Origin of the sequence: Shewanella sp. SW1 (assembly GCF_025653545.1) — a bacterium.
In the GTDB taxonomy this organism is placed as follows: Bacteria; Pseudomonadota; Gammaproteobacteria; order Enterobacterales; family Shewanellaceae; genus Shewanella; species Shewanella oncorhynchi.
In genome coordinates this window covers 56,231-76,734 of the sequence record NZ_JAKKSG010000004.1, presented here as the reverse complement: position 1 = coordinate 76,734, position 20,504 = coordinate 56,231, and the positions used below count along the sequence as shown (strand labels likewise).

Here is a 20,504-nt window from a genome sequence, read left to right as displayed (position 1 = left end):
CACTTATGGAGTGCTAAATGGCTTGGAACGAGCCCGGTAACAAGGGTAATGATCCTTGGGGAAATAAAGGTGGTAACGACAAAGGACCACCGGACCTTGACGAGGTTTTTCGTAATCTTTCAAAGCGCTTTGGCGGCAAAGGAAATGGCTCAGGCCAGTCTTTTAGTTCGTTTAGCCTAATCATCATTCTTGCTGTTGCTGTAGTTGTTTGGGGACTTTCGGGTTTTTATACAATTAAAGAAGCTGAGCGTGGTGTGGCACTGCGATTTGGTAAACACGCTGGCGAAATTGGCCCTGGACTTCATTGGAAAGCCACATTTATCGACCAAATTTATCCCGTCGACATTCAATCGGTTCGCTCTATTCCTGCGTCTGGTAGCATGCTGACATCCGATGAAAACGTCGTGAAAGTTGAGCTTGATGTTCAGTATCGTATTTTAGATGCTTACTCATATCTATTTAGTGCCGTCGATGCGAACGCCAGTTTGCGTGAAGCGACTGACAGTGCACTGCGTTATGTCATTGGGCATAACAAGATGGATGATATTCTGACTACGGGCCGTGATGCTATTCGTCGCGATACGTGGAAAGAGTTAGAGCGCATTCTTGAACCGTACAAATTGGGTCTTGCTGTTGTTGACGTTAACTTCTTACCGGCACGTCCGCCAGAAGAAGTGAAAGACGCCTTCGATGATGCGATTTCTGCCCAAGAAGATGAACAACGTTTTATTCGTGAAGCTGAAGCTTATGCCCGTGAAATTGAACCAAAAGCTCGTGGTGAAGTTGAACGTATGGCACAACAAGCGAATGCTTACAAAGAGCGTGAAGTCTTAGAAGCTCGCGGTAAAGTGGCTCGTTTTGAGTTGTTATTACCAGAGTATCAAGCTGCGCCTGAAGTGACTCGTAAGCGTTTGTATCTTGATACAATGCAGCAAGTGATGACAGATACGAATAAAGTGCTGATTGATGCTAAGAACAACGGCAACTTAATGTACCTACCGCTAGATAAGTTAATTCAGCAGAAGCCTGCGACAAATGAGCTGGAAGCTAAGCCACAGCAAAATGTTAATTCTTCATCTGTATCAACGACTCGCGCGAATGAGCCTTTGAGTGGACGTCCATCCCGCGATGATCGTACTCGCCAAGGGAGGGAGTAATCCATGGGTAGATTAAGCGTTATTCTTATCGCCGTGCTCTTAGGTATTGGTTTGTCATCTTTAATGGTGGTGAATGAAGGCGAGCGCGCTATTGTGGCGCGTTTCGGTGAAATTTTAAAAGACGACGTTGACGGTAAGCAAGTCACCCGCGTCTACGGCCCAGGCCTGCACATGAAAGTGCCTGTGATCGATAAAGTAAAATTACTCGATGCTCGTATTCAAACACTCGATGGTGCAGCTGATCGTTTTGTAACTTCAGAGAAGAAAGACCTTATGGTCGATTCCTATGTGAAGTGGCGCATTATGGATTTCGAAAAATATTACCTGTCTACAAACGGTGGTATTAAGTCGAATGCAGAATCGCTATTACAACGTAAGATCAACAACGATTTACGCACAGAGTTTGGTCGTCGCACTATTAGAGAGATTGTTTCTGGTAAGCGTGATGAACTGCAAAATGATGCGTTATCCAATGCCTCAGAAAGTGCAAAAGACTTAGGTATTGAAGTTGTTGATGTGCGTGTAAAGCAAATCAATCTACCGGCTAACGTCAGTAACAGTATTTACCAGCGTATGCGAGCAGAGCGTCAAGCTGTGGCAAAAGAGCATAGAGCGCAAGGTAAAGAACAGTCTGAAATTATTCGTGCAACAATAGATGCCAATGTGACGGTGAAGATTGCCGAAGCTGAACGTAAAGCCTTAACCATTCGAGGTGAAGGGGATGCGTTAGCAGCGAAGATATATTCTGATGCTTACAACAAAGATGCTGAGTTCTTCGGTTTTGTTCGTAGCTTAGAGGCTTATCGAGCCAGCTTCTCAGGCAAGTCCGATATTATGGTGTTAGAGCCTGATAGCGAGTTCTTCAAGTATATGAAGAGCACTGCACCTAAGAAGTAATACATTAAAAGTATTCATTTAATAGGTCCTGTTACTCAGGGCCTATTTTTTTATCTGGCGATTGTTAACTTAGTTTGAAAAGTAAGGGCTAATTTATATTAGCGATGCATGCTTTATGCCGATGTCACAGACAAGAAGCTTAAAATATGATCCAAATGAATTAAAATGGGTTAATAGTTGGGTCTTTTTTAGGCTTTTTTTAAAAAACACGCAATCTCCCTAACTTACTTGCGTGTTTTCACTATGATCTGCTTCTAATTTTTAGCTATAATGAGCCCCGCTTCAAACTTCGATTTTTGACCCTAGTGATGACTAAGGGCTGAAAGTCTTTGAAATATAAAAATTCCAACACCCTCTGGGAGATAAGTGGATGAGCAATGCGCCAGTCGATACCGGACGTCGCAGATTCCTGACAGCCGCAACCGCCGTAGTAGGTGGTGCTGGTGCCGTCGCTGTAGCGGTTCCTTTCATCAAGTCATGGAATCCGAGTGCCAAAGCGAAAGCTGCAGGTGCACCGGTCGAAGTAAATATCAGTAAAGTAGAGCCAGGTCAGCTGATCCGTGTTGAGTGGCGTGGAAAACCTGTATGGGTTGTCCGTCGCACAGATGCTGTGATCAATGAACTGCCAACACATGATGATAAGTTAAGAGATCCTGCTTCTGCTGAGATGCAGCAGCCTGATTATGCAACAAATCCTTTGCGCTCAATCAAGCCAGAGTATTTTATTGCTGTCGGTATTTGTACCCACCTCGGATGTTCACCTACTTATTTGCCAGATTCATTTGGTGAGCAAGTTGAAGGTGTCACTTCTGGTTTCTTCTGTCCATGTCATGGCTCTAAGTTCGATATGGCTGGTCGCGTTTTCCAAGGCGTACCTGCTCCATTGAACCTAGTTATCCCTCCACATCAATACGTTGATGATGGCACCGTGATTATCGGTGTAGATAAAGGAGTGGCGTAATGGTTAAGAATTTAATTAATTGGATTGATGCGCGTATCCCAATGACGGCGACTTATAACCGTCACGTGGGCCAGTACGCTACGCCAACTAACTTTAACTTTTGGTATTTTTTCGGTTCGCTAGCGATGTTGGTATTGGTTAACCAATTACTGACTGGTATCTGGTTGACGATGAACTATGTACCAACAGCAGAAGGCGCATTTGCCTCTGTTGAATACATAATGCGTGATGTTGAATACGGTTGGTTGCTGCGTTATATGCACTCAACGGGTGCATCAGCCTTCTTCGTCGTGATCTATCTGCACATGTTCCGTGGTTTAATTTACGGTTCATATCAGAAACCTAGAGAACTACTGTGGCTGTTTGGTATGTTAATTTTCCTCGTGTTGATGGCCGAAGCCTTTATGGGTTATTTGCTGCCATGGGGTCAAATGTCATATTGGGGTGCGCAGGTAATTATCTCTCTGTTCGGTGCGATTCCAGTTATTGGTGACGACTTAACCCTGTGGATCCGTGGTGACTACGTGATCTCTGGCGCAACGCTGAACCGTTTCTTTGCGCTGCACGTTATTGCTCTGCCGCTAGTATTAGTCGTACTCGTGTTTTTACACTTAATTGCGCTGCATGAAGTGGGTTCTAACAACCCTGACGGTATCGAAATCAAGAAGAACAAAGACGAAAATGGCTGGCCAGTTGACGGTATTCCATTCCACCCATATTACACTGTAAAAGACATCATGGGCGTCGCGGGCTTCCTGATAGTGTTCTGCTATGTGTTGTTCTTTATTCCTGAAGGCGGTGGTTACTTCCTTGAAAAGCCAAACTTTGAAGCGGCTAACTCGATGAAGACTCCTGAACACATTGCACCTGTTTGGTACTTCACTCCTTTTTACGCCATTTTACGTGCTGTGCCTGATAAATTGGGTGGCGTAATAATGATGGGTCTGTCGATTGCAGTACTGTTCGTATTGCCTTGGTTAGATCGCTGTAAAGTGAAGTCAGTTCGCTACCGTAGTACGCTACATAAGCTGAATATTGCCCAATTTGCTATATCTTTCATAGTATTGGGTTATTTAGGGGTAGTGCCTGCCACGCCGACGCTGACGATAGTTGCACAGGTGTTTACTTTCACTTACTTTGGTTTCTTTGTGGCGCTGTGGGTATACAGCAAGAATGAAAAAACTAAACCTGTTCCAGCGAGGTTGACACACTAATGAAAAAATTATTGATTGCATTAGTTACCTTGTTGCCGACGTTGGCTATGGCCGCGAGCGGACATAAAATTCATTTAGAAGATGCCAATGTTGATCTGCATGATAAAGCTTCTTTAGAGCGTGGTGTGGACCTGTTCCAACATTACTGTTCTGGTTGCCACAGCACTCAGTATCAACGTTATGAACGTGTAGCGACCGATATCGGTATCTCTGCGGATGATATGCGTAATAAGTATATGTTCACCGATGCTAAAATTGGTGAGTTGATGCAAAACGCTATTCCACCTAAAGATGCTGCTAAATGGTTTGGTGCTACACCGCCAGACTTAACTTTAGTTGCTCGCGTGCGTGGTGAAGATTGGGTTTATTCCTATCTGAAAGGCTTCTATAAAGATCCAAGTCGCCCATTTGGTGTGAATAACACAGTATTCCCATCTGTTGGTATGCCACATGTACTCGAAGAGTTACAAGGCACACCAGTTAAACAAGAAGATGGCACTATTGTGGTGACCGGCGGTAAATTGAATGCGGAAGAATACGACCAAGCAGTACGTGATATCACTGGCTTCTTAGTTTATTCGGCTGAACCTGTTAAGCTAGAGCGTCAAGCTATGGGCTGGTGGGTACTCGGATTCCTATTTATATTCTTTATTGTGGCCTACCTCTTGAAGAAAGAGTATTGGAAAGATGTACACTAGGCACCAATAACGGGTAAAATGTAATATCCGCATAGTGTAAACGGGGGGCTTTGCCCCTCGTTTACTTTTGTTTTATTTCGATTCTGGAGGGTATCAATGGCTGTTGCTGCCAACAAACGCTCTATCATGACACTGTTTTCAGGTGCTGATGATCTGTATAGCCATCAAGTACGTATCGTGTTAGCTGAGAAAGGGGTTACTGTTGATGTTTTACAGGTCGACCCTAACGAAATGCCTGAGGATTTACTCGAAGTAAATCCATATAACTCAGTGCCAACTTTGGTAGACCGTGAACTCGTTTTATACGAATCACGCATTATCATGGAATATTTGGATGAGCGTTTTCCTCATCCGCCTTTGATGCCAGTTTATCCAGTGTCTCGCGGCCAAAGCCGTTTGATGATGCATCGCATCGATACTGACTGGTATTCGCTCGTTGACCGTATCCGTAAAGGTGATCGTGTTGAAGCGGCTCGTAAAGAGTTGACTGAAAGCCTGATCGCAATTGCGCCTATCTTCGGTGAAGTGCCTTACTTCATGAGCGAAGAATTTGGTCTAGCGGATTGCTACCTTGGCCCATTGTTGTGGCGCTTACCTGTATTAGGTATTGAGCTAGATAGCCGTGTAGCTAAAGATATCAAAGCGTATATGACACGTATTTTTGAGCGTGAATCGTTTAAAGCTTCTTTAACTGAAGCCGAACGCGAAATGCGCATGGGTATGTAATGAAACCTTTGACTCCAAATCGTCCTTATTTACTAAGGGCTTACTATGATTGGTTGATGGACAACCAATTGACTCCTCACGTTGTGGTTGATGCCTTTGTTGAAGGCACTCAAGTACCGCAGCAATACGTGAAGGATGGCCAGATAGTGTTGAATATTGCTGCTGGCGCAGTGGGCAATTTGCAAATTAGCAATGAGTGTGTGGAGTTCAATGCGCGTTTTGGTGGTGTTCCTCAGCAGGTGATGTTGCCAATGGCGTCGATTGTCGCTATTTATGCCCGTGAAAACGGTGCTGGCACTGTCTTCGATATCGAAGATGCTTATCTGATGGACGATGAAGTCGATTCATCTTTATCCGTTGTTGAAACAACAGATAAAGCGTTTGAACCGACAGATGAGCCTCCTAAGCGTCGCAGTCATTTAACTGTGGTTAAATAACTGTGGTGAAATGCCCAAGTCGTTTTAAAAACTAAGCCAGTCTAATGACTGGCTTTTTTGTCGCTGTATTTTATCGCCGTAATTGGTTAAACCTTAAGTACAAGGTGTGATAGCATTTGCGCCCGCATTCATCCGTTAGATATGCGTTACCTTTACCCATTTAGACCAATGGATCTTGTATGTTGCTAATGATCGATAATTACGACTCTTTCACCTTTAACTTAGTGCAGTATTTTCAGCAGCTAGGGCAAGAGATAGTGGTTAAGCGTAATGACGAAATTAGCATCGCCGACATCGAGGCGCTTTCGCCTAGTCATTTGGTGATTTCGCCCGGCCCTTGCACTCCCAATGAGGCGGGGATTTCCCTTGCGGCGATTGAGCATTTTGCTGCGCGCATGCCAATCTTAGGTGTCTGTTTGGGACATCAAGCGATGGCACAGGTTTTTGGTGCCAATGTCGTGCGTGCCGAACGGGTGATGCACGGCAAGGTCAGTGCAATTACGCACACTGGACAGCGGTTATTTAAGGGATTAAATCAGCCTTTAACCGTGACACGTTATCACTCGTTACTGGTTGATGCTGTGCCTGAAGGTTTTGTACTCGATGCTTGGTTTGACGATGCAATTCACGGCCGAGAAATCATGGCCATGAGCCATCAAGACTTACCGCTTTATGGGGTGCAATTTCATCCCGAATCAATTCTCACCGAGCAAGGTCTCGAACTGTTAGCCAATTTTTTAGCGCAACCGGCTGTGTCCGTATAATTTCCTCGCCTTAAAAACTCTCCACACTATCAATTTCTGTTACAAGATTTATCCTTCTTTTAAGCAAGTTTAGCGATTAACTATGCTATAACTGCCGCAAAACTACGCGAATAGGCGAAACCAGCAGATAAGTAGACTGGGTCATTTAGCCATTGCGATAACAATAAAAGGAAGGATAAATGAGAAGCGTAATGCGAAATTTGGGTTTTAGTGCGTTAGCGGTTGCCGTATTGGCAGGGTGCGCAGCGACATCGACTGAAACTGCAACTCCCGTAATAGCTCCGCCAGCATTCCAAGTTCCCTTAGCCCAACCGCCACAAGTTTCACAGGCGCTTACGCTTAATCAAATTATGGCAAATCCTGATTGGATGGGGATCTTTGCCAAAGAGGCTTACTGGAGCGACGATAGCCAAAGCGTGCTGTTTGCCCGCCAAGCGAGTGCTTCACCTCTGCGTAGCTATTATCAGCAAGGCATCAATGACAGTCGCGCCGTCGAGCTAGCTCTCGATAAGTTACATGCCGCAGATCAGCAGTTTGGTGTGTTTGATCGCACTAAGTCCCACAAGGCTTACCTATATCAAGGCAACATTTTTGTTAAGCAATTAAGCACGGGTAAGATCAGCCAATTGACTCGCCAGCGCACCGCCATCGATGGTGTGCGTTATCTCAATAATGGCGATATTGCCTATTGGCAGGGCGACAATGTTTTCCAAATTCATCAAGATTCAGGCTTAGTCGAGCAACTTGCTGAAATTAAAATGGCGAAAGCGCCAGAAGGTGTAAAAGAGCCGACGTCTTATATTGCGAAACAACAGCACAGATTGATTCAGTATGTAGCGCTGCAGCAAGAAAATGCTAAAGCTAAAGCGCAGTACCAAGATGAATTACAAAAAAACGATCCAACGCTCGCCGCCAGCACTTGGTATTTAGGCGATAGCGAAGTGGTGTCAGAGCTGAGTTTATCACCCGATGGCCGCTATATTTTAGTCGCGCTTACAGATAAAAATTACACAGGTAGCAGCGAACACGACATCATGCCTAATTACTTAGGTAGCGAAGGTTATATCGACCCAGTGCCAGTGCGCGCGCGCGTGGCTGAAGATACGCCACCAGGGCAACGTTTTGTTGTGCTTGATTTAAACCAACATAAAAAAGTCGATATCACAATCGAGGGCCTTACTGGTTTTGATGAAGATGTGCTAGCCAAAGTGAAAGCTGAAAATGCTAAAGCGAAAGGCGAAACTTATCAAAGCACTAAATCGCCACGTAAAATTCAGTTGATGCAGGATTGGGGCTGGACTCAGAGTGCGATTCAATGGCATGAGTCGGAAAATAAATTAGCCCTGATGCTAGAAGCCACCGATAACAAAGATCGCTGGATCGCCAGTGTCGATCTTGCTAAGGGTAAATTCATTACCGAACATCGTTTGCATGATGATGCATGGGTGAATTACGACTACAACCAATTCGGTTGGTTACCGGATACGGATACCTTGTATTACTTGTCAGAAGAGTCCGGTTATTCGCAGCTTTATATTAAAGCTCAAGGCGAAAAGCCGCGTGCGTTAACCCAAGGCAAGTTTGTGGTGAGTGATATTACGCTGTCACCGGATGCCAATTACATCTATTACAAAGCGAACCAGAGTCACCCCGGCATTTATAACGTTCACCGCGTGAATCTTGCCACAGGTAAAAATGAGCAACTAACCCAGTGGGATGGCAACTTAGATTACAGCTTAAGCCCCGATGGCACTCAGCTATTACTCAATGCCTCACGCCGCACACAGCCTAATGAACTCTATGTTCAACCCATTGGCGGCGAGTTAAAGCAGCTGACGTCTTATACCAGTGATGCCTTCAAAAATTACCCATGGCAAGCGCCAGAAGTGGTAGCTGTACCTTCAAATCATGGTGCTGGCAATGTGTACGCTCGAGTTTATCTGCCGCAAGGCTATGATAAGTCCCGCGCTGAGAAATATCCTGCGGTTATTTTCAATCACGGCGCAGGTTATCTGCAGAATGCCGATTATGGTTTTAGCGGTTATTTTCGCGAGTTTATGTTCCACAACCTGCTGACTCAACAAGGTTATGTTGTGATGGACATGGATTACCGTGGCTCTAAAGGTTACGGCCGAGATTGGCGCACCGCTATTTATCGCAATATGGGTCATCCAGAAGTGGAAGACTTAAAGGATGGCGTAACGTGGATGGCGACTCATACCCATGTCGATACTAAGCGTGTCGGTACTTATGGTGGCTCTTACGGTGGGTTCTTAACCTTCATGTCTTTGTTTACCGCGCCGGACTTGTTCCAAGCTGGAGCTGCATTGCGTCCTGTGGCGGACTGGGCACATTATAATGCGCCTTATACCTCTAATATCTTAAATACGCCTGATGTCGATCCTATCGCCTATGAGCGCAGCTCTCCTATTGAGCATGCCCAAGGATTAACTAAACCACTGCTTATCATGAGTGGCGTAATGGACGACAACGTTTTCTTCCAAGACAGTGTGCGTATGGTACAGCGCCTCATTGAACTGGAAAAACCAACCTTTGAAATGGCGATTTATCCTGTTGAGCCCCATGGTTTCCGTCAACCTTCTAGCTGGTTAGATGAATACCGCCGCATCTATAAGTTATTTGAACAAGAACTTAAATAATTCAGTTCGATTTCTTTTAAAGGTCTCCTAGTCGAGGCCTTTTTATTGGGTAACTGACTAGGAAATATCCGATATAACTCTTTGTTTGCGTTCTGCGACTTTGCATTATTGCTAAGATTAAGTGTATGTGCTGAAATTGTAATGATTTTGAGAGTTTGATTGTGTTGACGTCACTCGGGCATTAGCGATATAGGAAAGATTTATAGTGGCGATTTCGGTTGCGGGCGGTGTAAGACCCGGCAAAATTATAGAGATAGAACATAGACTCTATCAACAATTGATCCTCGGAAAGCAAAAAGCGAGCCCGACTCTTTTGGATGAACTCGACCTTGAATTAGAGGCCGATGCAAATAAGTTAGATGTTGAACGCGAAGCGATTTTGGTGCGTTTGATGAAACAAATTAAAGCTAAAGAAGTGTTTGAAGCCGTATCGAGCCAGTTGCATGAAACTGTCATTAACGCCATCGAGCATCAACTCGCGTCCCCTGAATCTGTTCTGGCTAAGTCAGATATCAATGAGTCGCAAATCCTCTTGCTGGAATTATTGCTGGCAAAAAATCTCGATGCAACGCGATTAAGACCACTGATCAGTAACTTAAGTTGGTTGTGCCGCGACTTAACCAACATGGTCAACAGCCCATCTTTTCGCGCTCGCCGGTCTCAGAGCTCAGATGTGCGGGTCACTGATATCAAATTAGTGATGAATTACATCGGTATCGAAAACCTTCGCACCATTATCCCTTACTTTTGTTTGCGAAATTGGCTTCCTAGTGGCAATGCTAAGTTGTTATGGACTACTCGTAAATTATGGCGCTACAGCATAGTCAGTGGCATAGCGGCAAATGCTTTAGCTCAGCTTCATAATACTGACTCAGCCTTGGTTTATAGTAGTGCCTTACTTAATCAGTTAGGCACATCCGTTGTATTGAGTTTAAGTGCCCGTTTATTCGACCAAACATGGGGATCTTGGATAAGAGAAGCCAGTAGCAGCCGTGATAAGGAAGTGTATGATGCGGTGATTGCCACTGAGTTTCCTGCTAAGGCCGTGTTTGAACAAGTGTTAAACCATGGTCTTAAACTTAATTGGCAATTATTAGAGTTACTTAAGTTTGAAGCGAGTCCCTTAACTCGGTTGTTAAAGGAGTTAGACCAAACCTTAAGTTATCGAGAATTGTCGCCTCTGTCGGCATTAGTCGCGCGGGCAAACTGTTATGCTAAGGTGGTATTACTCGAAGAAATGCGTCAAATCGATCCCCAAGAAAAGCGCTTAATGTTTGATTATTATGAGTTAACTGAGCAAGAAGTACTGCGCTTAAAAGCACAAAACTATAGGAAGTTAGATCTGCTGTAATCCACGGTCTGCTACGTAGCGCCATGATTGCGGCGTTTAAGTAGAGGAAGGGATATGCCAAGCTGGCAAGCATCTGTACTAAATACCATTTTATCCTATGTCGCTAGGCCATCCATCAGTCGTGGACAGGCCAAAATGCCCTTAGCGCAAGTGCGTGAAAAGTTGCTTGAGCTTGATAGACGCTGGCTCCCTTGGCCGGATAAGTTAGTCAGCGCTACCATCCCCTTACAACACTCAAACTTGTTACATTATGTGCTTCTCAACGAACCTCCTCGCCTTGGAAATCTATTTTATATCCGTGGCGGAGGCTTCTGTTTTAAAACGCCCCATGCCCATGCAAGACTGGTCGCAGATATCTGCCAGCGTTGTCAATTAGATGCTTATATTCCGGATTATCGTCTCGCACCTGAGCATCCTTTCCCCGCGCCATTTGATGATGTGCTTGAAGCCTATAGGCGGTTAATTGAGCTGAAAGGCACGGAGAATTTGATCCTCATGGGTGACTCGGCGGGCGGCAATTTAGCCCTGAGTTTGTTGCTGGAATTAAAGCGTTTAGGCCTGCCTTTACCGACCGCCTGTATCTTACTATCGCCCGCGTTAGACTTAGCACTTACGGGGGATACTGAGTTGATACTCGCAGCCGACGATCCCTTCTTCACCATAGAGGCATTGCTGCGCTTACGTGGCGCTTATCTTGCGGGGGCCGATCCTATGTCGGCAAAAGTTTCCCCCTTACAGGGAAACTTGGCAGACCTGCCGCCTATCTTAGTAATTGCGGGTACGCGGGAGCTATTATTGCAAGATTCTGAACGTTTAGTCGCCCAAATAAAAGCCTGTGGTGGTGAGATAACGGGCTGCTTTTACCCTAACATGCCCCATGTGTTTCCTCTGTTCAATTTATTACCCGAAGCCCTTGAAGTGAGGTCGAAAATTGGTCATTTTGTGCTTTCACACTTGATTCGTTAAAATGGTGTAGTTATTCACATTCAGTGAATAGCTAGCAAAATGAGGGGCAAATAACTTTTTTTCTGACTAATTATGCTGCAAGCCATAGGCTTAACCGCTTGTATAGTTCTTAAACTGCAATCTTTATGCACTTTGAGTGGAAGTGCGTGGATTGATGTTTGTGAAAAACTGGTATTTTGATCACATTTTCGCTAATAATGGTTATTAATAGACACAAGCAATCCCAGTATCACTAACTCTAGATAAAGATACCTATGGGACTCTGACGGTGCAAGGCGCCGTTAAACAAACACAAAGGACGAAGAAGAATGAGCGTTGATATGAAGTTGGACCGTGCCCAGTTTGACGCAGTGATGGTGCCTAATTATGCGCCTGCTGCCGTGATCCCTGTTCGTGGCGAAGGAAGCCGAGTTTGGGACCAAGAGGGCAACGAGTTTATCGATTTTGCTGGCGGTATTGCGGTAAATTGCTTAGGTCACTGTCATCCAGCCCTTGTGAATGCCCTTAAGACACAAGGTGAAAAATTATGGCATCTGTCAAACGTAATGACGAATGAGCCTGCCTTGGCATTAGCGACTAAATTAGTTAATAGCACGTTTGCCGACAAAGTGTATTTTGCCAACTCTGGCGCCGAAGCCAACGAAGCCGCATTAAAACTTGCCCGTCGTTATGCCTTAGAAAAACATGGAGTTGAGAAAGATGAAATCATAGCGTTCGATAAAGCTTTCCACGGCCGTACATTCTTCACCGTCAGTGTCGGTGGACAAGCTGCCTATTCCGATGGTTTTGGTCCTAAGCCGCAGAGTATTACTCACCTGCCATTTAACGATGTTGCCGCCTTAGAAGCCGCAGTAACCGATAAGACTTGCGCCATCATGCTTGAGCCGCTGCAAGGCGAGGGCGGTATTATCGATGCCGATCCTGCATTCCTAAAAGCCCTGCGTGAATTGGCTAATAAGCACAATGCACTAGTGATTTTTGATGAAGTCCAAACGGGTGTGGGCCGTACTGGTGAACTGTACGCTTACATGGGTACTGAAATAGTGCCTGACATTTTAACCACAGCTAAAGCACTCGGCGGTGGTTTCCCTATCGCAGCTATGCTGACAACGGCTGAGATTGCTGAACATCTAAAAGTGGGCACTCACGGTTCTACCTATGGCGGTAACCCATTAGCCTGCGCTATCGGTAATGCTGTGTTAGACGTAGTGAACACCCCTGAAGTGTTAGACGGCGTTAAACATCGCGAGCAGTTATTGCGCGATGGTTTGAACAAAATCAATGAAAAATATCATGTATTTTCAGAAGTACGCGGTAAAGGTTTGCTGTTAGGGGCAGTTCTTAATGAACAATACCAAGGCCGTTCACGCGACTTCTTGGTGGCCTCTGTCGCTGAAGGCTTAATGAGCCTGATGGCGGGTGCTAACGTGGTACGTTTTGCTCCTTCTCTGGTGATCCCTGAGGTAGATATTGCTGAAGGTCTAGCTCGTTTTGAACGTGCTGTGGCGAGCATTGCTGCCGCCTAAATGACCAAAGGAGTGCTGAATTTATTCGCACTCCTTTTTTGTCAGGGAATACTTACGTGCATCATTACCTGTCTTTTTGAAGAGAGGCGCCTTGATGCACGGCAAGCCAAAGTGAGGAGACACTAAGATGTTAATCATACGTCCTATTCAGGCTGGCGATTTTGAAGCCTTATATCAAATTGCCGAAGAGTCTGGTCATGGTTTTACGTCATTACCCGTGAATGCCGATTTGCTCAGACATAAAATTGCGCGAGCAGAAGCCTCATTCGTCAAAACCGTCGATGCGCCCTTCGATGAAGGTTATCTGATGGTGCTGGAAGATACCGACACCCGTGAAGTGGTGGGGACGTGCGCTATCGAAGCGGCCGTGGGAATGGAAGATGCTTTCTACCATTATCGACTCGGTACTGAAGTCTATCATTCCGAACAAATTGACGTGCGTAACGAGGTCGAAACCCTCACCCTTTGCCATGATTACACTGGCGCCGCCGAAATGTGCACCCTGTTTTTGCGTGAAGCGTATCGCAAGGGCAACAATGGCCGCATGTTATCCCGCAGTCGCTTTCTGTTTTTAGCGCAACATGCGCAACGTTTTGGCGAAACTGTAATTGCCGAAATGCGCGGTGTGAGCGATACCGATGGTCATTCACCTTTCTATGGCTGGCTGCAAAAACACTTTTTAGGCATTGATTTTATTCAGGCGGATTATCTTTCTGGTTTGGGTAAAAAGGCATTTATGGCCGAAATGATGCCACGAAATCCGGTATATGTTTGTCTATTACCGGAAGAAGCGCAGAAAGTGATTGGCGAAGTGCATACCAATACCCGTCCCGCATTAAGTCTGCTGCAGGCCGAAGGCTTTCGATGCCGCGGTTACGTGGATATTTTTGATGGTGGTCCAACGGTTGAGTGTCGTTTATCGGACATTCGCGGCGTGCGTGAAAGCCGTTTATTAACCGTCGATATTGGTGACATGGTCGAAGCCGACACTCAATTTATTATCTCAAATACTCAATTAGCCAATTATCGAGCGACGTCTGCCGCACTGGCTGTGGACGACAAATCCGAACACATCATTATCAGCCCTGAGCTGGCAGCGGGTTTGTTGCTCGCAAAAGGCGATCAAATCCGTATTTTGGCAATGTAGGAATAACCAATGACACATTATATTCAAGGTCAGTGGCATGCTGGCAAAGGTCATGACGTGGCCTCAATTAACCCTGCCAATGCTCAAACTATTTGGACAGGTAAAACTGCTACAGCAGAACAAGTTAACGCCGCCGTTGATGCCGCGCGCGCCGCGCAGTTTGATTGGTTTATGTTAGGTTTCGATGCACGCTTAGCCATAGTCGAAGCGTATCGCAGCCAACTCGAAGCCAACAAAGCGGAACTGGCTGAAACGATTGCCCAAGAAACGGGTAAACCTCAGTGGGAAACTGCGACCGAAGTCGGCGCCATGATAGGCAAAATTGCGCTATCAGCCGCGGCTTACAATAAACGTACGGGCACTGAAGCCAACGATACACCAGCGGGACGCGCGGTTATCCGCCATAAGCCCCACGGCGTTGTGGCGGTGTTCGGTCCTTACAACTTCCCCGGTCATTTGCCGAACGGTCACATAGTCCCGGCGCTGTTGGCTGGGAATACTGTGATTTTCAAACCTTCTGAATTGACGCCTAAAGTTGCTGAGCTGATGGTTAGCCTATGGGATAAAGCGGGTCTGCCTGCTGGCGTGCTTAACTTAGTTCAAGGTGAAGTGGAAACGGGTAAAGCACTGGCTTCTCACCCGCAGCTCGATGGTCTGTTCTTTACTGGCAGCTCACGCACAGGTCATTTTTTACATCAACAATATGCCGGTCATCCGGGCAAGATTTTAGCACTTGAGATGGGGGGCAATAACCCACTGATCATTAAAGGTGTGCAGGATATCAAAGCTGCCGTGCACGATATTTTGCAGTCGGCTTATATCTCATCTGGCCAACGTTGTACTTGTGCGCGCCGTCTATATGTAGAGCAAGGCGAGCGGGGCGATGCCTTGATTGCCATGTTAGCTGATGCGGTCAAGCAGATTAAAGTTGGCCCTTGGAATGTGCAGCCACAACCTTTTATGGGCTCAATGATTTCTGAAACTGCCGCCAAAGGTATGGTTGCGGCGCAGACGAATCTGCAGAACTTAGGCGGCGTATCGTTAGTCGAGTTGACCCATCTAGAAGCAGGTACGGGCTTAGTCTCTCCTGGCCTTATCGATGTGACGGCTATCGATGTCTTGCCGGATGAAGAATACTTCGGACCTCTGCTACAGCTAGTGCGTTATAGCGATTTCGATCAAGCGATTAAACTGGCTAACCAAACGCGTTATGGTTTGTCTGCGGGCTTACTGGCCGATAGCCGTGAAGATTATGACTATTTCCTCGCGCGCATTCGTGCTGGGATTGTTAACTGGAACAAACAAATCACTGGCGCATCTGGCGCGGCACCTTTTGGTGGCGTAGGGGCTTCGGGTAACCACAGGGCGAGCGCTTTCTATGCCGCCGATTACTGTGCTTATCCGGTCGCTTCGGTCGAGGCTGATGCCGTGAGTTTACCCGCGACATTAAGCCCAGGTTTGAGCTTGTAAGCGGGTAGAGATTTGACTTTTATGCGGTAAAGAATATGTGGGAAAGAGGAGGAAGGACTAATGTTCTTCCTTTTTAATAACAAGCAGTAACGTTACTTGAGTTTCTACTGTGGGTATGTGTGACGCTACAACAGTGGCATTTAGGTCGTTACATTTAGTGTTCGCGGCAAAATAACAGCAATAACCGCAGCACAATAAAAGGAGTTTTTATGCATACCGACATCAACGCGTTATTTGCCGCTCTGTGGCAAGACTATATTCAAATGACCCCTTCTGCGGCAAAAGTGCACGCGTTGTTGGGTCATGGTAAGCCGATCATCAACGACCATATTGCCCTGCGTACTTTCAATATCGCTAAGGTGAATTTGGATGTACTGGCTAAGCATTTCACTTCGTTAGGTTATGTACCTTGCGGTGATTATAAGTTTGAACAGAAAAAACTGATCGCTAAGCATTTTGAACATCCAGACTCGACTCAGCCTAAAGTGTTTATCTCTGAGCTGTTGGTTGAAGAATTTAGTTCTGCGCTGCAAAAAACTATTCAAGGCTTAATCACCCAAGTGGACGCTGCAGCGACTACCGCTGACAATTTTATTTACTCAGGCCGTCATTGGTCTTTAGATGCTAAAACCTATCAGGACTTATTAACTGAGAGTGAATATGCAGCTTGGGTAGCGGCTTTTGGTTATCGCGCTAACCATTTCACTGTGTCTATCAATCACCTCGACGGTTTTGAGACTTTAGAGTCAGTGAATGATGCTCTGAAGCAAGCGGGCTTTGTGCTCAATAGTTCAGGTGGTGAGATCAAAGGTTCGCCAGAAGTATTATTAGAACAATCGTCGACTATGGCCGATAAAATTGGTGTTGAATTTACTGACGCGACAGTGGAAATCCCAAGCTGTTTCTATGAGTTTGCGCTACGTTATCCTATGGCTAATGGCGAGCTCTACACAGGATTTGTGGCGGCGTCTGCCGACAAGATTTTTGAAAGCACCAATGTGAATAAAGCCTAACGTCCTCAAATTGCTTTCTGCATAAAAAAAACGCCATCAATTCGATGGCGTTTTTTATGGATATTTCAAACAAGGCATTTAATACGATTGACATAGCCTGGGCTAGCTAAAGGTCAGCTCGATCCTCAATCCACCTAAGCGAGTGCTGTGATTAAACTGCAGTTCAATCTCGTATTGCTCGGCAATTTCTTTCACTATTGATAATCCTAAACCGTGACCCATTACAGACTCATCAAGCCTTGTTCCTCTTTGTGTGAGCTTATCTAGCTCATCATCAGCAACCCCTGGACCATCATCATCGATACAAAGGCAGAGACGCTCTTGCTGACGCGATAGCTGAATGCTGACTCGGCTCTGGGCCCATTTAAAGGCGTTGTCTAGCAGGTTGCCTAAGAGCTCCATGCCATCTTCTCTGTGAATAGGCAGTCTGAGAATATTGGGATCGAGTTCGAAATTGCATTCAATGGATTTATTGCGGTGAACCTTATTTAGCGTGTTGGCTAGGCTATGTAAATCCCTAGGGATAACCAATTGCGCTGCGGGGAGCATGTCGCCAGTGATCCTCGCCGCAGCCAGTTTACGCTCGACCATCTTGTGAATCGAATCAAGTTGCTGCTGCAGGGCAATGGCAGTTTCAGGATCTTTGAGGCCAAGAGCTTCAACCTGTTGCTGCATCACGGCAAGTGGCGTTTTAAGCCCATGGCTCAAATTACCTAAGTTATTGCGGCTACGTTCAATTTGCTTGGCTGTGTACTCAAGTAGTTCATTATAGGTTTTTGCTAATGGTTGTACTTCGGGAGGAATATTATTGAGCTCCAGCGCGTTAATTTCCCCTTGTCTTAGCCGAGAAAGTGCGTGCTGTATGTGCTTAACTGGCTTAAAGGATTGACGTAGGATCAAGAATATCCCCGCGATCATAGCAACTAACATCGCCAGATTGACACCAAGCTTAGTGCCATAAACCTCGCTAAACACGCGTCTACCGATACTCAAATCTTGCGCAACGGTTAAGGTGGCGCTGACATTGGCACTGCTGGAATTTAATCCCAGTGATAACAACTGCATATCGTTATTTTTTGGCCCTTTAGCTTGCCAGACGCGGGTTTGATTCGGTGCCAATGGCTCGATATCTAACTGCATATCCCACAGGGAGCGTGAGCGAATCACTTCATTTGGCAGGTTAAGCTGAAAATAACGGCCTGAATAGGCGGGCTTGTAGAAACTGGAAAGCTGGCTTTGATCTATGCTGATCTCCCCATCATGGATATGGGTTGCCAGCATGATATGTTCGAGATCTTCTTCTAAGCGATTGATAATAGAGTCGTGGAAGGCCTGACGTAGCATGGACTCAAACAGTATCAGTCCAATCACAGTACCTAACACGAGTAAGCCAGTTAACCATAAACTGAGCTTAGTGCGGATCGAGATCATTCAATAATGCCGTGGAAGATGTAACCTTGGCCGCGACGGGTTTCGATTGTGGTTTTACCCAGTTTCTTGCGTAGATGGGTGACATAAACCTCGACCACATTACTCTCTTTTTCATCGTCAAACTGATAGAGCTTATCGGTTAGCTGCGTCTTAGATAACAGCTTCTTAGGTGACATGAGGAAGATTTTTAACAGCCTGAATTCCATTGCTGTGAGTTCATATAGTTGCTCGGCCACTTTTACCGTTTGTTCTGCTTCATCTAAAACCACGCCACCATAACTCAATTGTTTACTTGAGGTGTTTAGACGACCATGTGCACGGTGGATTAAAGCTTGGATTCGGGCCAATAATTCCTGTGCGTGGAAAGGTTTACCTAAGTAATCGTCGGCGCCAGCATTAAAACCTTCTACTTTTTCATGCCATTGGCTGCGGGCAGTCAGCATGATAACTGGAGTGCTGATCCCTTGATTTCGCCAGCCTTCGAGCAGTTCGAGGCCGTTGCCATCGGGCAAACCTATGTCTAAGATTACGCAATCGTATTGGGTTTCTTTGATCAGATAATCGGCTTCAAGCGCTTTGTCTGTAATATCGGTTACATAGCCAGCGAGTTTGAGTTGTTTCTCCAGCTCGGTGACTAGCATTGGGTTATCTTCAACGAGTAACAGTTTCATGTTTTCGACATTCGCTCGGTAGTGCTATTGATTGATCGGCTTGACCATTAGTTGCATCAATACTGAGATTAACGATTTGGCCACGCTGAACTTTGATTTGCAAATCATAGCGCCATTTATGATCTTCTTGATAGAGATGAGCATCAATTAGTTCACCTTGGCAAAATTGATTCACTACGGCGAGTGTACCGTTTAAGGACAATATTTGCCCAGAGTTAACTAACGCCTTGGCTTGATAATGTTCTAATTCAATAGGTTCGGCATGCAAGATTATTGGATGCACCAGCGTGAATAGGCTGAAAAAACAGATTAAAAACAGCCGTTTCATTTGAGCTCCCCAATAAAAAATGGCCTAGAATTTATTCTAGGCCACTTTAATAAGGCAGGCTTAAATCAAGCTGAAGACTAACTTAACGGGTACCGTATACCACGATTGTCTTACCATGAGCTTGGATCAAATTCTGTTCTTCTAACATCTTCAAGATACGACCCACAGTTTCCCGTGAGCAGCCAACAATTTGACCTATTTCTTGACGAGTGATCTTAATCTGCATGCCATCAGGGTGTGTCATAGCATCAGGTTGTTTAGCCAGATGCAATAGAGTTTGAGCAATACGGCCTGCAACGTCTAAAAATGCAAGGTTACCCACTTTCTGGCTGGTACTTTGTAGGCGATAGGCCATTTGCGCAGACAGCTTCATCAGAATTTCAGGGTTAACTTGAATTAACTGTCTGAATTTCTTATATGAAATCTCAGCGATTTCACAAGCTTGCTTAGCACGAACCCAAGCGGTACGTTCGGCTTGTTCTTCAAACAAACCTAGTTCACCGATAAAGTCACCTTGATTCAGATAAGAAAGGATCATCTCCTTACCTTCTTCATCTTTAATCAATACCGCTACAGAACCTTTTACTATGTAATAAAGGGTATCTGAGTCTTCACCAGCATGGATAAGAGTGCTCTTTGCAGGGTACTTATGAATGTGACAGTGTGATAAAAACCATTCCAAAGTTGGATCAGGTTTTGGCTTACCAATCAGAGCCATGTTGGTGTTCCTCGATTGATTAAAACGAAAGTAAGAGTATTCTAAATAAGCATTTTACGTCAATTAAACTCACAAAAACTTGATGGAAGTCTTAGTTTAGAATAAGTGAATAAATGCAATTAACCATCTAAAATTAGAGCTTATTTTGCTACTTTAGTGATTTAAGTCAACTAAATCGGTATGAAACTCGCTGGATTCACTTAACTCTGTCGAGTTAATCACATCTTACCAGTCTATTTCAGCAGTTTTATTATAGATTATGAATAAAATATGCCACTAAATTATACAATAACATGTTTCACTTTTTAAATTTGACATTCCATTTGGCTTAGCTTCCCCCATTATCCTGAGGTTTGTGCGTATTTAGGC

At 45.2% G+C, this 20,504-nt stretch carries 19 protein-coding genes; 15 read left to right on the top strand and 4 right to left on the bottom strand.

The window, feature by feature from the left end; translation table 11 throughout:
* The first annotated feature begins 17 nt into the window (after nt 1–17).
* The 15 genes from hflK to L5M71_RS04895 all read left to right on the top strand — a co-directional run bounded on the left by hflK (nt 18) and on the right by L5M71_RS04895 (nt 16,987).
* Nucleotides 18–1,157 carry an FtsH protease activity modulator HflK gene (gene hflK / locus L5M71_RS04965; RefSeq protein WP_028761770.1) on the top strand — a complete coding sequence of 380 codons (1,140 nt, stop codon included), beginning with the start codon at nt 18–20 and terminating at the stop codon, nt 1,155–1,157.
* A gap of 3 nt (nt 1,158–1,160) precedes the next feature.
* Entirely contained in the window at nt 1,161–2,054 is an 894-nt protein-coding gene (gene hflC / locus L5M71_RS04960) for a protease modulator HflC (protein WP_113939145.1), read from the top strand.
* A 370-nt stretch (nt 2,055–2,424) separates the two neighbouring features.
* The gene (gene petA, locus L5M71_RS04955) at nt 2,425–3,015 is read left to right on the top strand and encodes a ubiquinol-cytochrome c reductase iron-sulfur subunit (protein WP_006080059.1); all 591 of its coding nucleotides are present in this window, start codon (nt 2,425–2,427) and stop codon (nt 3,013–3,015) included.
* Entirely contained in the window at nt 3,015–4,229 is a 1,215-nt protein-coding gene (locus L5M71_RS04950) for a cytochrome b (protein ID WP_105250274.1), read from the top strand. The genes petA and L5M71_RS04950 overlap by 1 nt, the downstream gene beginning before the upstream one ends.
* Nucleotides 4,229–4,927: a cytochrome c1 gene (locus tag L5M71_RS04945; protein WP_105250273.1), complete on the top strand. Its 699-nt coding sequence runs from the start codon at nt 4,229–4,231 to the stop codon at nt 4,925–4,927. The genes L5M71_RS04950 and L5M71_RS04945 overlap by 1 nt, the downstream gene beginning before the upstream one ends.
* 96 nt (nt 4,928–5,023) lie before the next feature.
* On the top strand, nt 5,024–5,653 hold the full coding sequence (sspA, locus tag L5M71_RS04940; RefSeq protein WP_006080065.1) for a stringent starvation protein SspA: 630 nt from the start codon (nt 5,024–5,026) through the stop codon (nt 5,651–5,653).
* On the top strand, nt 5,653–6,090 hold the full coding sequence (locus L5M71_RS04935; protein WP_105250272.1) for a ClpXP protease specificity-enhancing factor: 438 nt from the start codon (nt 5,653–5,655) through the stop codon (nt 6,088–6,090). Before sspA ends, L5M71_RS04935 begins: the two co-directional genes overlap by 1 nt.
* A 179-nt stretch (nt 6,091–6,269) precedes the next feature.
* A complete protein-coding gene (locus tag L5M71_RS04930) occupies nt 6,270–6,854 on the top strand; it encodes an anthranilate synthase component II (RefSeq protein ID WP_263206434.1) in 585 nt (194 codons plus the stop codon).
* Nucleotides 6,855–7,033: 179 nt separating this feature from the next.
* On the top strand, nt 7,034–9,514 hold the full coding sequence (locus tag L5M71_RS04925) for a prolyl oligopeptidase family serine peptidase (RefSeq protein WP_263206432.1): 2,481 nt from the start codon (nt 7,034–7,036) through the stop codon (nt 9,512–9,514).
* A 205-nt stretch (nt 9,515–9,719) separates the two neighbouring features.
* Nucleotides 9,720–10,865 (top strand): HDOD domain-containing protein, encoded by a 1,146-nt coding sequence (locus L5M71_RS04920; RefSeq protein WP_263206430.1) that lies wholly within the window; start codon nt 9,720–9,722, stop codon nt 10,863–10,865.
* Nucleotides 10,866–10,919: 54 nt separating this feature from the next.
* Nucleotides 10,920–11,831: an alpha/beta hydrolase gene (locus tag L5M71_RS04915; RefSeq protein ID WP_263206427.1), complete on the top strand. Its 912-nt coding sequence runs from the start codon at nt 10,920–10,922 to the stop codon at nt 11,829–11,831.
* 308 nt (nt 11,832–12,139) lie between these two features.
* The gene (locus L5M71_RS04910) at nt 12,140–13,357 is read left to right on the top strand and encodes an aspartate aminotransferase family protein (protein WP_263206425.1); all 1,218 of its coding nucleotides are present in this window, start codon (nt 12,140–12,142) and stop codon (nt 13,355–13,357) included.
* A 127-nt stretch (nt 13,358–13,484) separates the two neighbouring features.
* A complete protein-coding gene (gene astA / locus L5M71_RS04905; protein WP_263206423.1) occupies nt 13,485–14,504 on the top strand; it encodes an arginine N-succinyltransferase in 1,020 nt (339 codons plus the stop codon).
* A 9-nt stretch (nt 14,505–14,513) separates the two neighbouring features.
* Nucleotides 14,514–15,974, top strand: coding sequence for a succinylglutamate-semialdehyde dehydrogenase (astD, locus tag L5M71_RS04900; protein ID WP_263206421.1), 1,461 nt, complete (start codon nt 14,514–14,516; stop codon nt 15,972–15,974).
* 209 nt (nt 15,975–16,183) lie between these two features.
* On the top strand, nt 16,184–16,987 hold the full coding sequence (locus tag L5M71_RS04895; RefSeq protein WP_263206418.1) for a DUF1338 domain-containing protein: 804 nt from the start codon (nt 16,184–16,186) through the stop codon (nt 16,985–16,987).
* A gap of 102 nt (nt 16,988–17,089) precedes the next feature.
* Here L5M71_RS04895 and L5M71_RS04890 read toward each other — a convergent pair whose 3' ends face one another.
* From L5M71_RS04890 to crp, 4 genes are all read right to left on the bottom strand, one after another.
* Complete coding sequence (locus tag L5M71_RS04890) at nt 17,090–18,418, bottom strand: ATP-binding protein (protein WP_113939137.1); 1,329 nt, start codon at nt 18,416–18,418, stop codon at nt 17,090–17,092.
* Nucleotides 18,415–19,089 (bottom strand): response regulator transcription factor, encoded by a 675-nt coding sequence (locus L5M71_RS04885; RefSeq protein WP_131523983.1) that lies wholly within the window; start codon nt 19,087–19,089, stop codon nt 18,415–18,417. The genes L5M71_RS04890 and L5M71_RS04885 overlap by 4 nt, the downstream gene beginning before the upstream one ends.
* Nucleotides 19,070–19,417: a PepSY domain-containing protein gene (locus L5M71_RS04880; RefSeq protein WP_105250261.1), complete on the bottom strand. Its 348-nt coding sequence runs from the start codon at nt 19,415–19,417 to the stop codon at nt 19,070–19,072. The genes L5M71_RS04885 and L5M71_RS04880 overlap by 20 nt, the downstream gene beginning before the upstream one ends.
* A gap of 82 nt (nt 19,418–19,499) precedes the next feature.
* The gene (crp, locus tag L5M71_RS04875) at nt 19,500–20,135 is read right to left on the bottom strand and encodes a cAMP-activated global transcriptional regulator CRP (protein WP_006080082.1); all 636 of its coding nucleotides are present in this window, start codon (nt 20,133–20,135) and stop codon (nt 19,500–19,502) included.
* Nucleotides 20,136–20,504 lie beyond the last annotated feature (369 nt).

Excerpts from the sequence above, each read along its gene's own strand:
- hflK (WP_028761770.1), top strand. The coding sequence starts at position 18 with ATGGCTTGGAACGAGCCCGGTAACAAGGGTAATGATCCTTGGGGAAAT.
- hflC (WP_113939145.1), top strand. The coding sequence starts at position 1,161 with ATGGGTAGATTAAGCGTTATTCTTATCGCCGTGCTCTTAGGTATTGGT.
- petA (WP_006080059.1), top strand. The coding sequence starts at position 2,425 with ATGAGCAATGCGCCAGTCGATACCGGACGTCGCAGATTCCTGACAGCC.
- L5M71_RS04950 (WP_105250274.1), top strand. The coding sequence starts at position 3,015 with ATGGTTAAGAATTTAATTAATTGGATTGATGCGCGTATCCCAATGACG.
- L5M71_RS04945 (WP_105250273.1), top strand. The coding sequence starts at position 4,229 with ATGAAAAAATTATTGATTGCATTAGTTACCTTGTTGCCGACGTTGGCT.
- sspA (WP_006080065.1), top strand. The coding sequence starts at position 5,024 with ATGGCTGTTGCTGCCAACAAACGCTCTATCATGACACTGTTTTCAGGT.
- L5M71_RS04935 (WP_105250272.1), top strand. The coding sequence starts at position 5,653 with ATGAAACCTTTGACTCCAAATCGTCCTTATTTACTAAGGGCTTACTAT.
- L5M71_RS04930 (WP_263206434.1), top strand. The coding sequence starts at position 6,270 with ATGTTGCTAATGATCGATAATTACGACTCTTTCACCTTTAACTTAGTG.
- L5M71_RS04925 (WP_263206432.1), top strand. The coding sequence starts at position 7,034 with ATGAGAAGCGTAATGCGAAATTTGGGTTTTAGTGCGTTAGCGGTTGCC.
- L5M71_RS04915 (WP_263206427.1), top strand. The coding sequence starts at position 10,920 with ATGCCAAGCTGGCAAGCATCTGTACTAAATACCATTTTATCCTATGTC.
- L5M71_RS04910 (WP_263206425.1), top strand. The coding sequence starts at position 12,140 with ATGAGCGTTGATATGAAGTTGGACCGTGCCCAGTTTGACGCAGTGATG.
- astA (WP_263206423.1), top strand. The coding sequence starts at position 13,485 with ATGTTAATCATACGTCCTATTCAGGCTGGCGATTTTGAAGCCTTATAT.
- astD (WP_263206421.1), top strand. The coding sequence starts at position 14,514 with ATGACACATTATATTCAAGGTCAGTGGCATGCTGGCAAAGGTCATGAC.
- L5M71_RS04895 (WP_263206418.1), top strand. The coding sequence starts at position 16,184 with ATGCATACCGACATCAACGCGTTATTTGCCGCTCTGTGGCAAGACTAT.
- L5M71_RS04890 (WP_113939137.1), bottom strand. The coding sequence starts at position 18,418 with ATGATCTCGATCCGCACTAAGCTCAGTTTATGGTTAACTGGCTTACTC.
- L5M71_RS04885 (WP_131523983.1), bottom strand. The coding sequence starts at position 19,089 with ATGAAACTGTTACTCGTTGAAGATAACCCAATGCTAGTCACCGAGCTG.
- L5M71_RS04880 (WP_105250261.1), bottom strand. The coding sequence starts at position 19,417 with ATGAAACGGCTGTTTTTAATCTGTTTTTTCAGCCTATTCACGCTGGTG.
- crp (WP_006080082.1), bottom strand. The coding sequence starts at position 20,135 with ATGGCTCTGATTGGTAAGCCAAAACCTGATCCAACTTTGGAATGGTTT.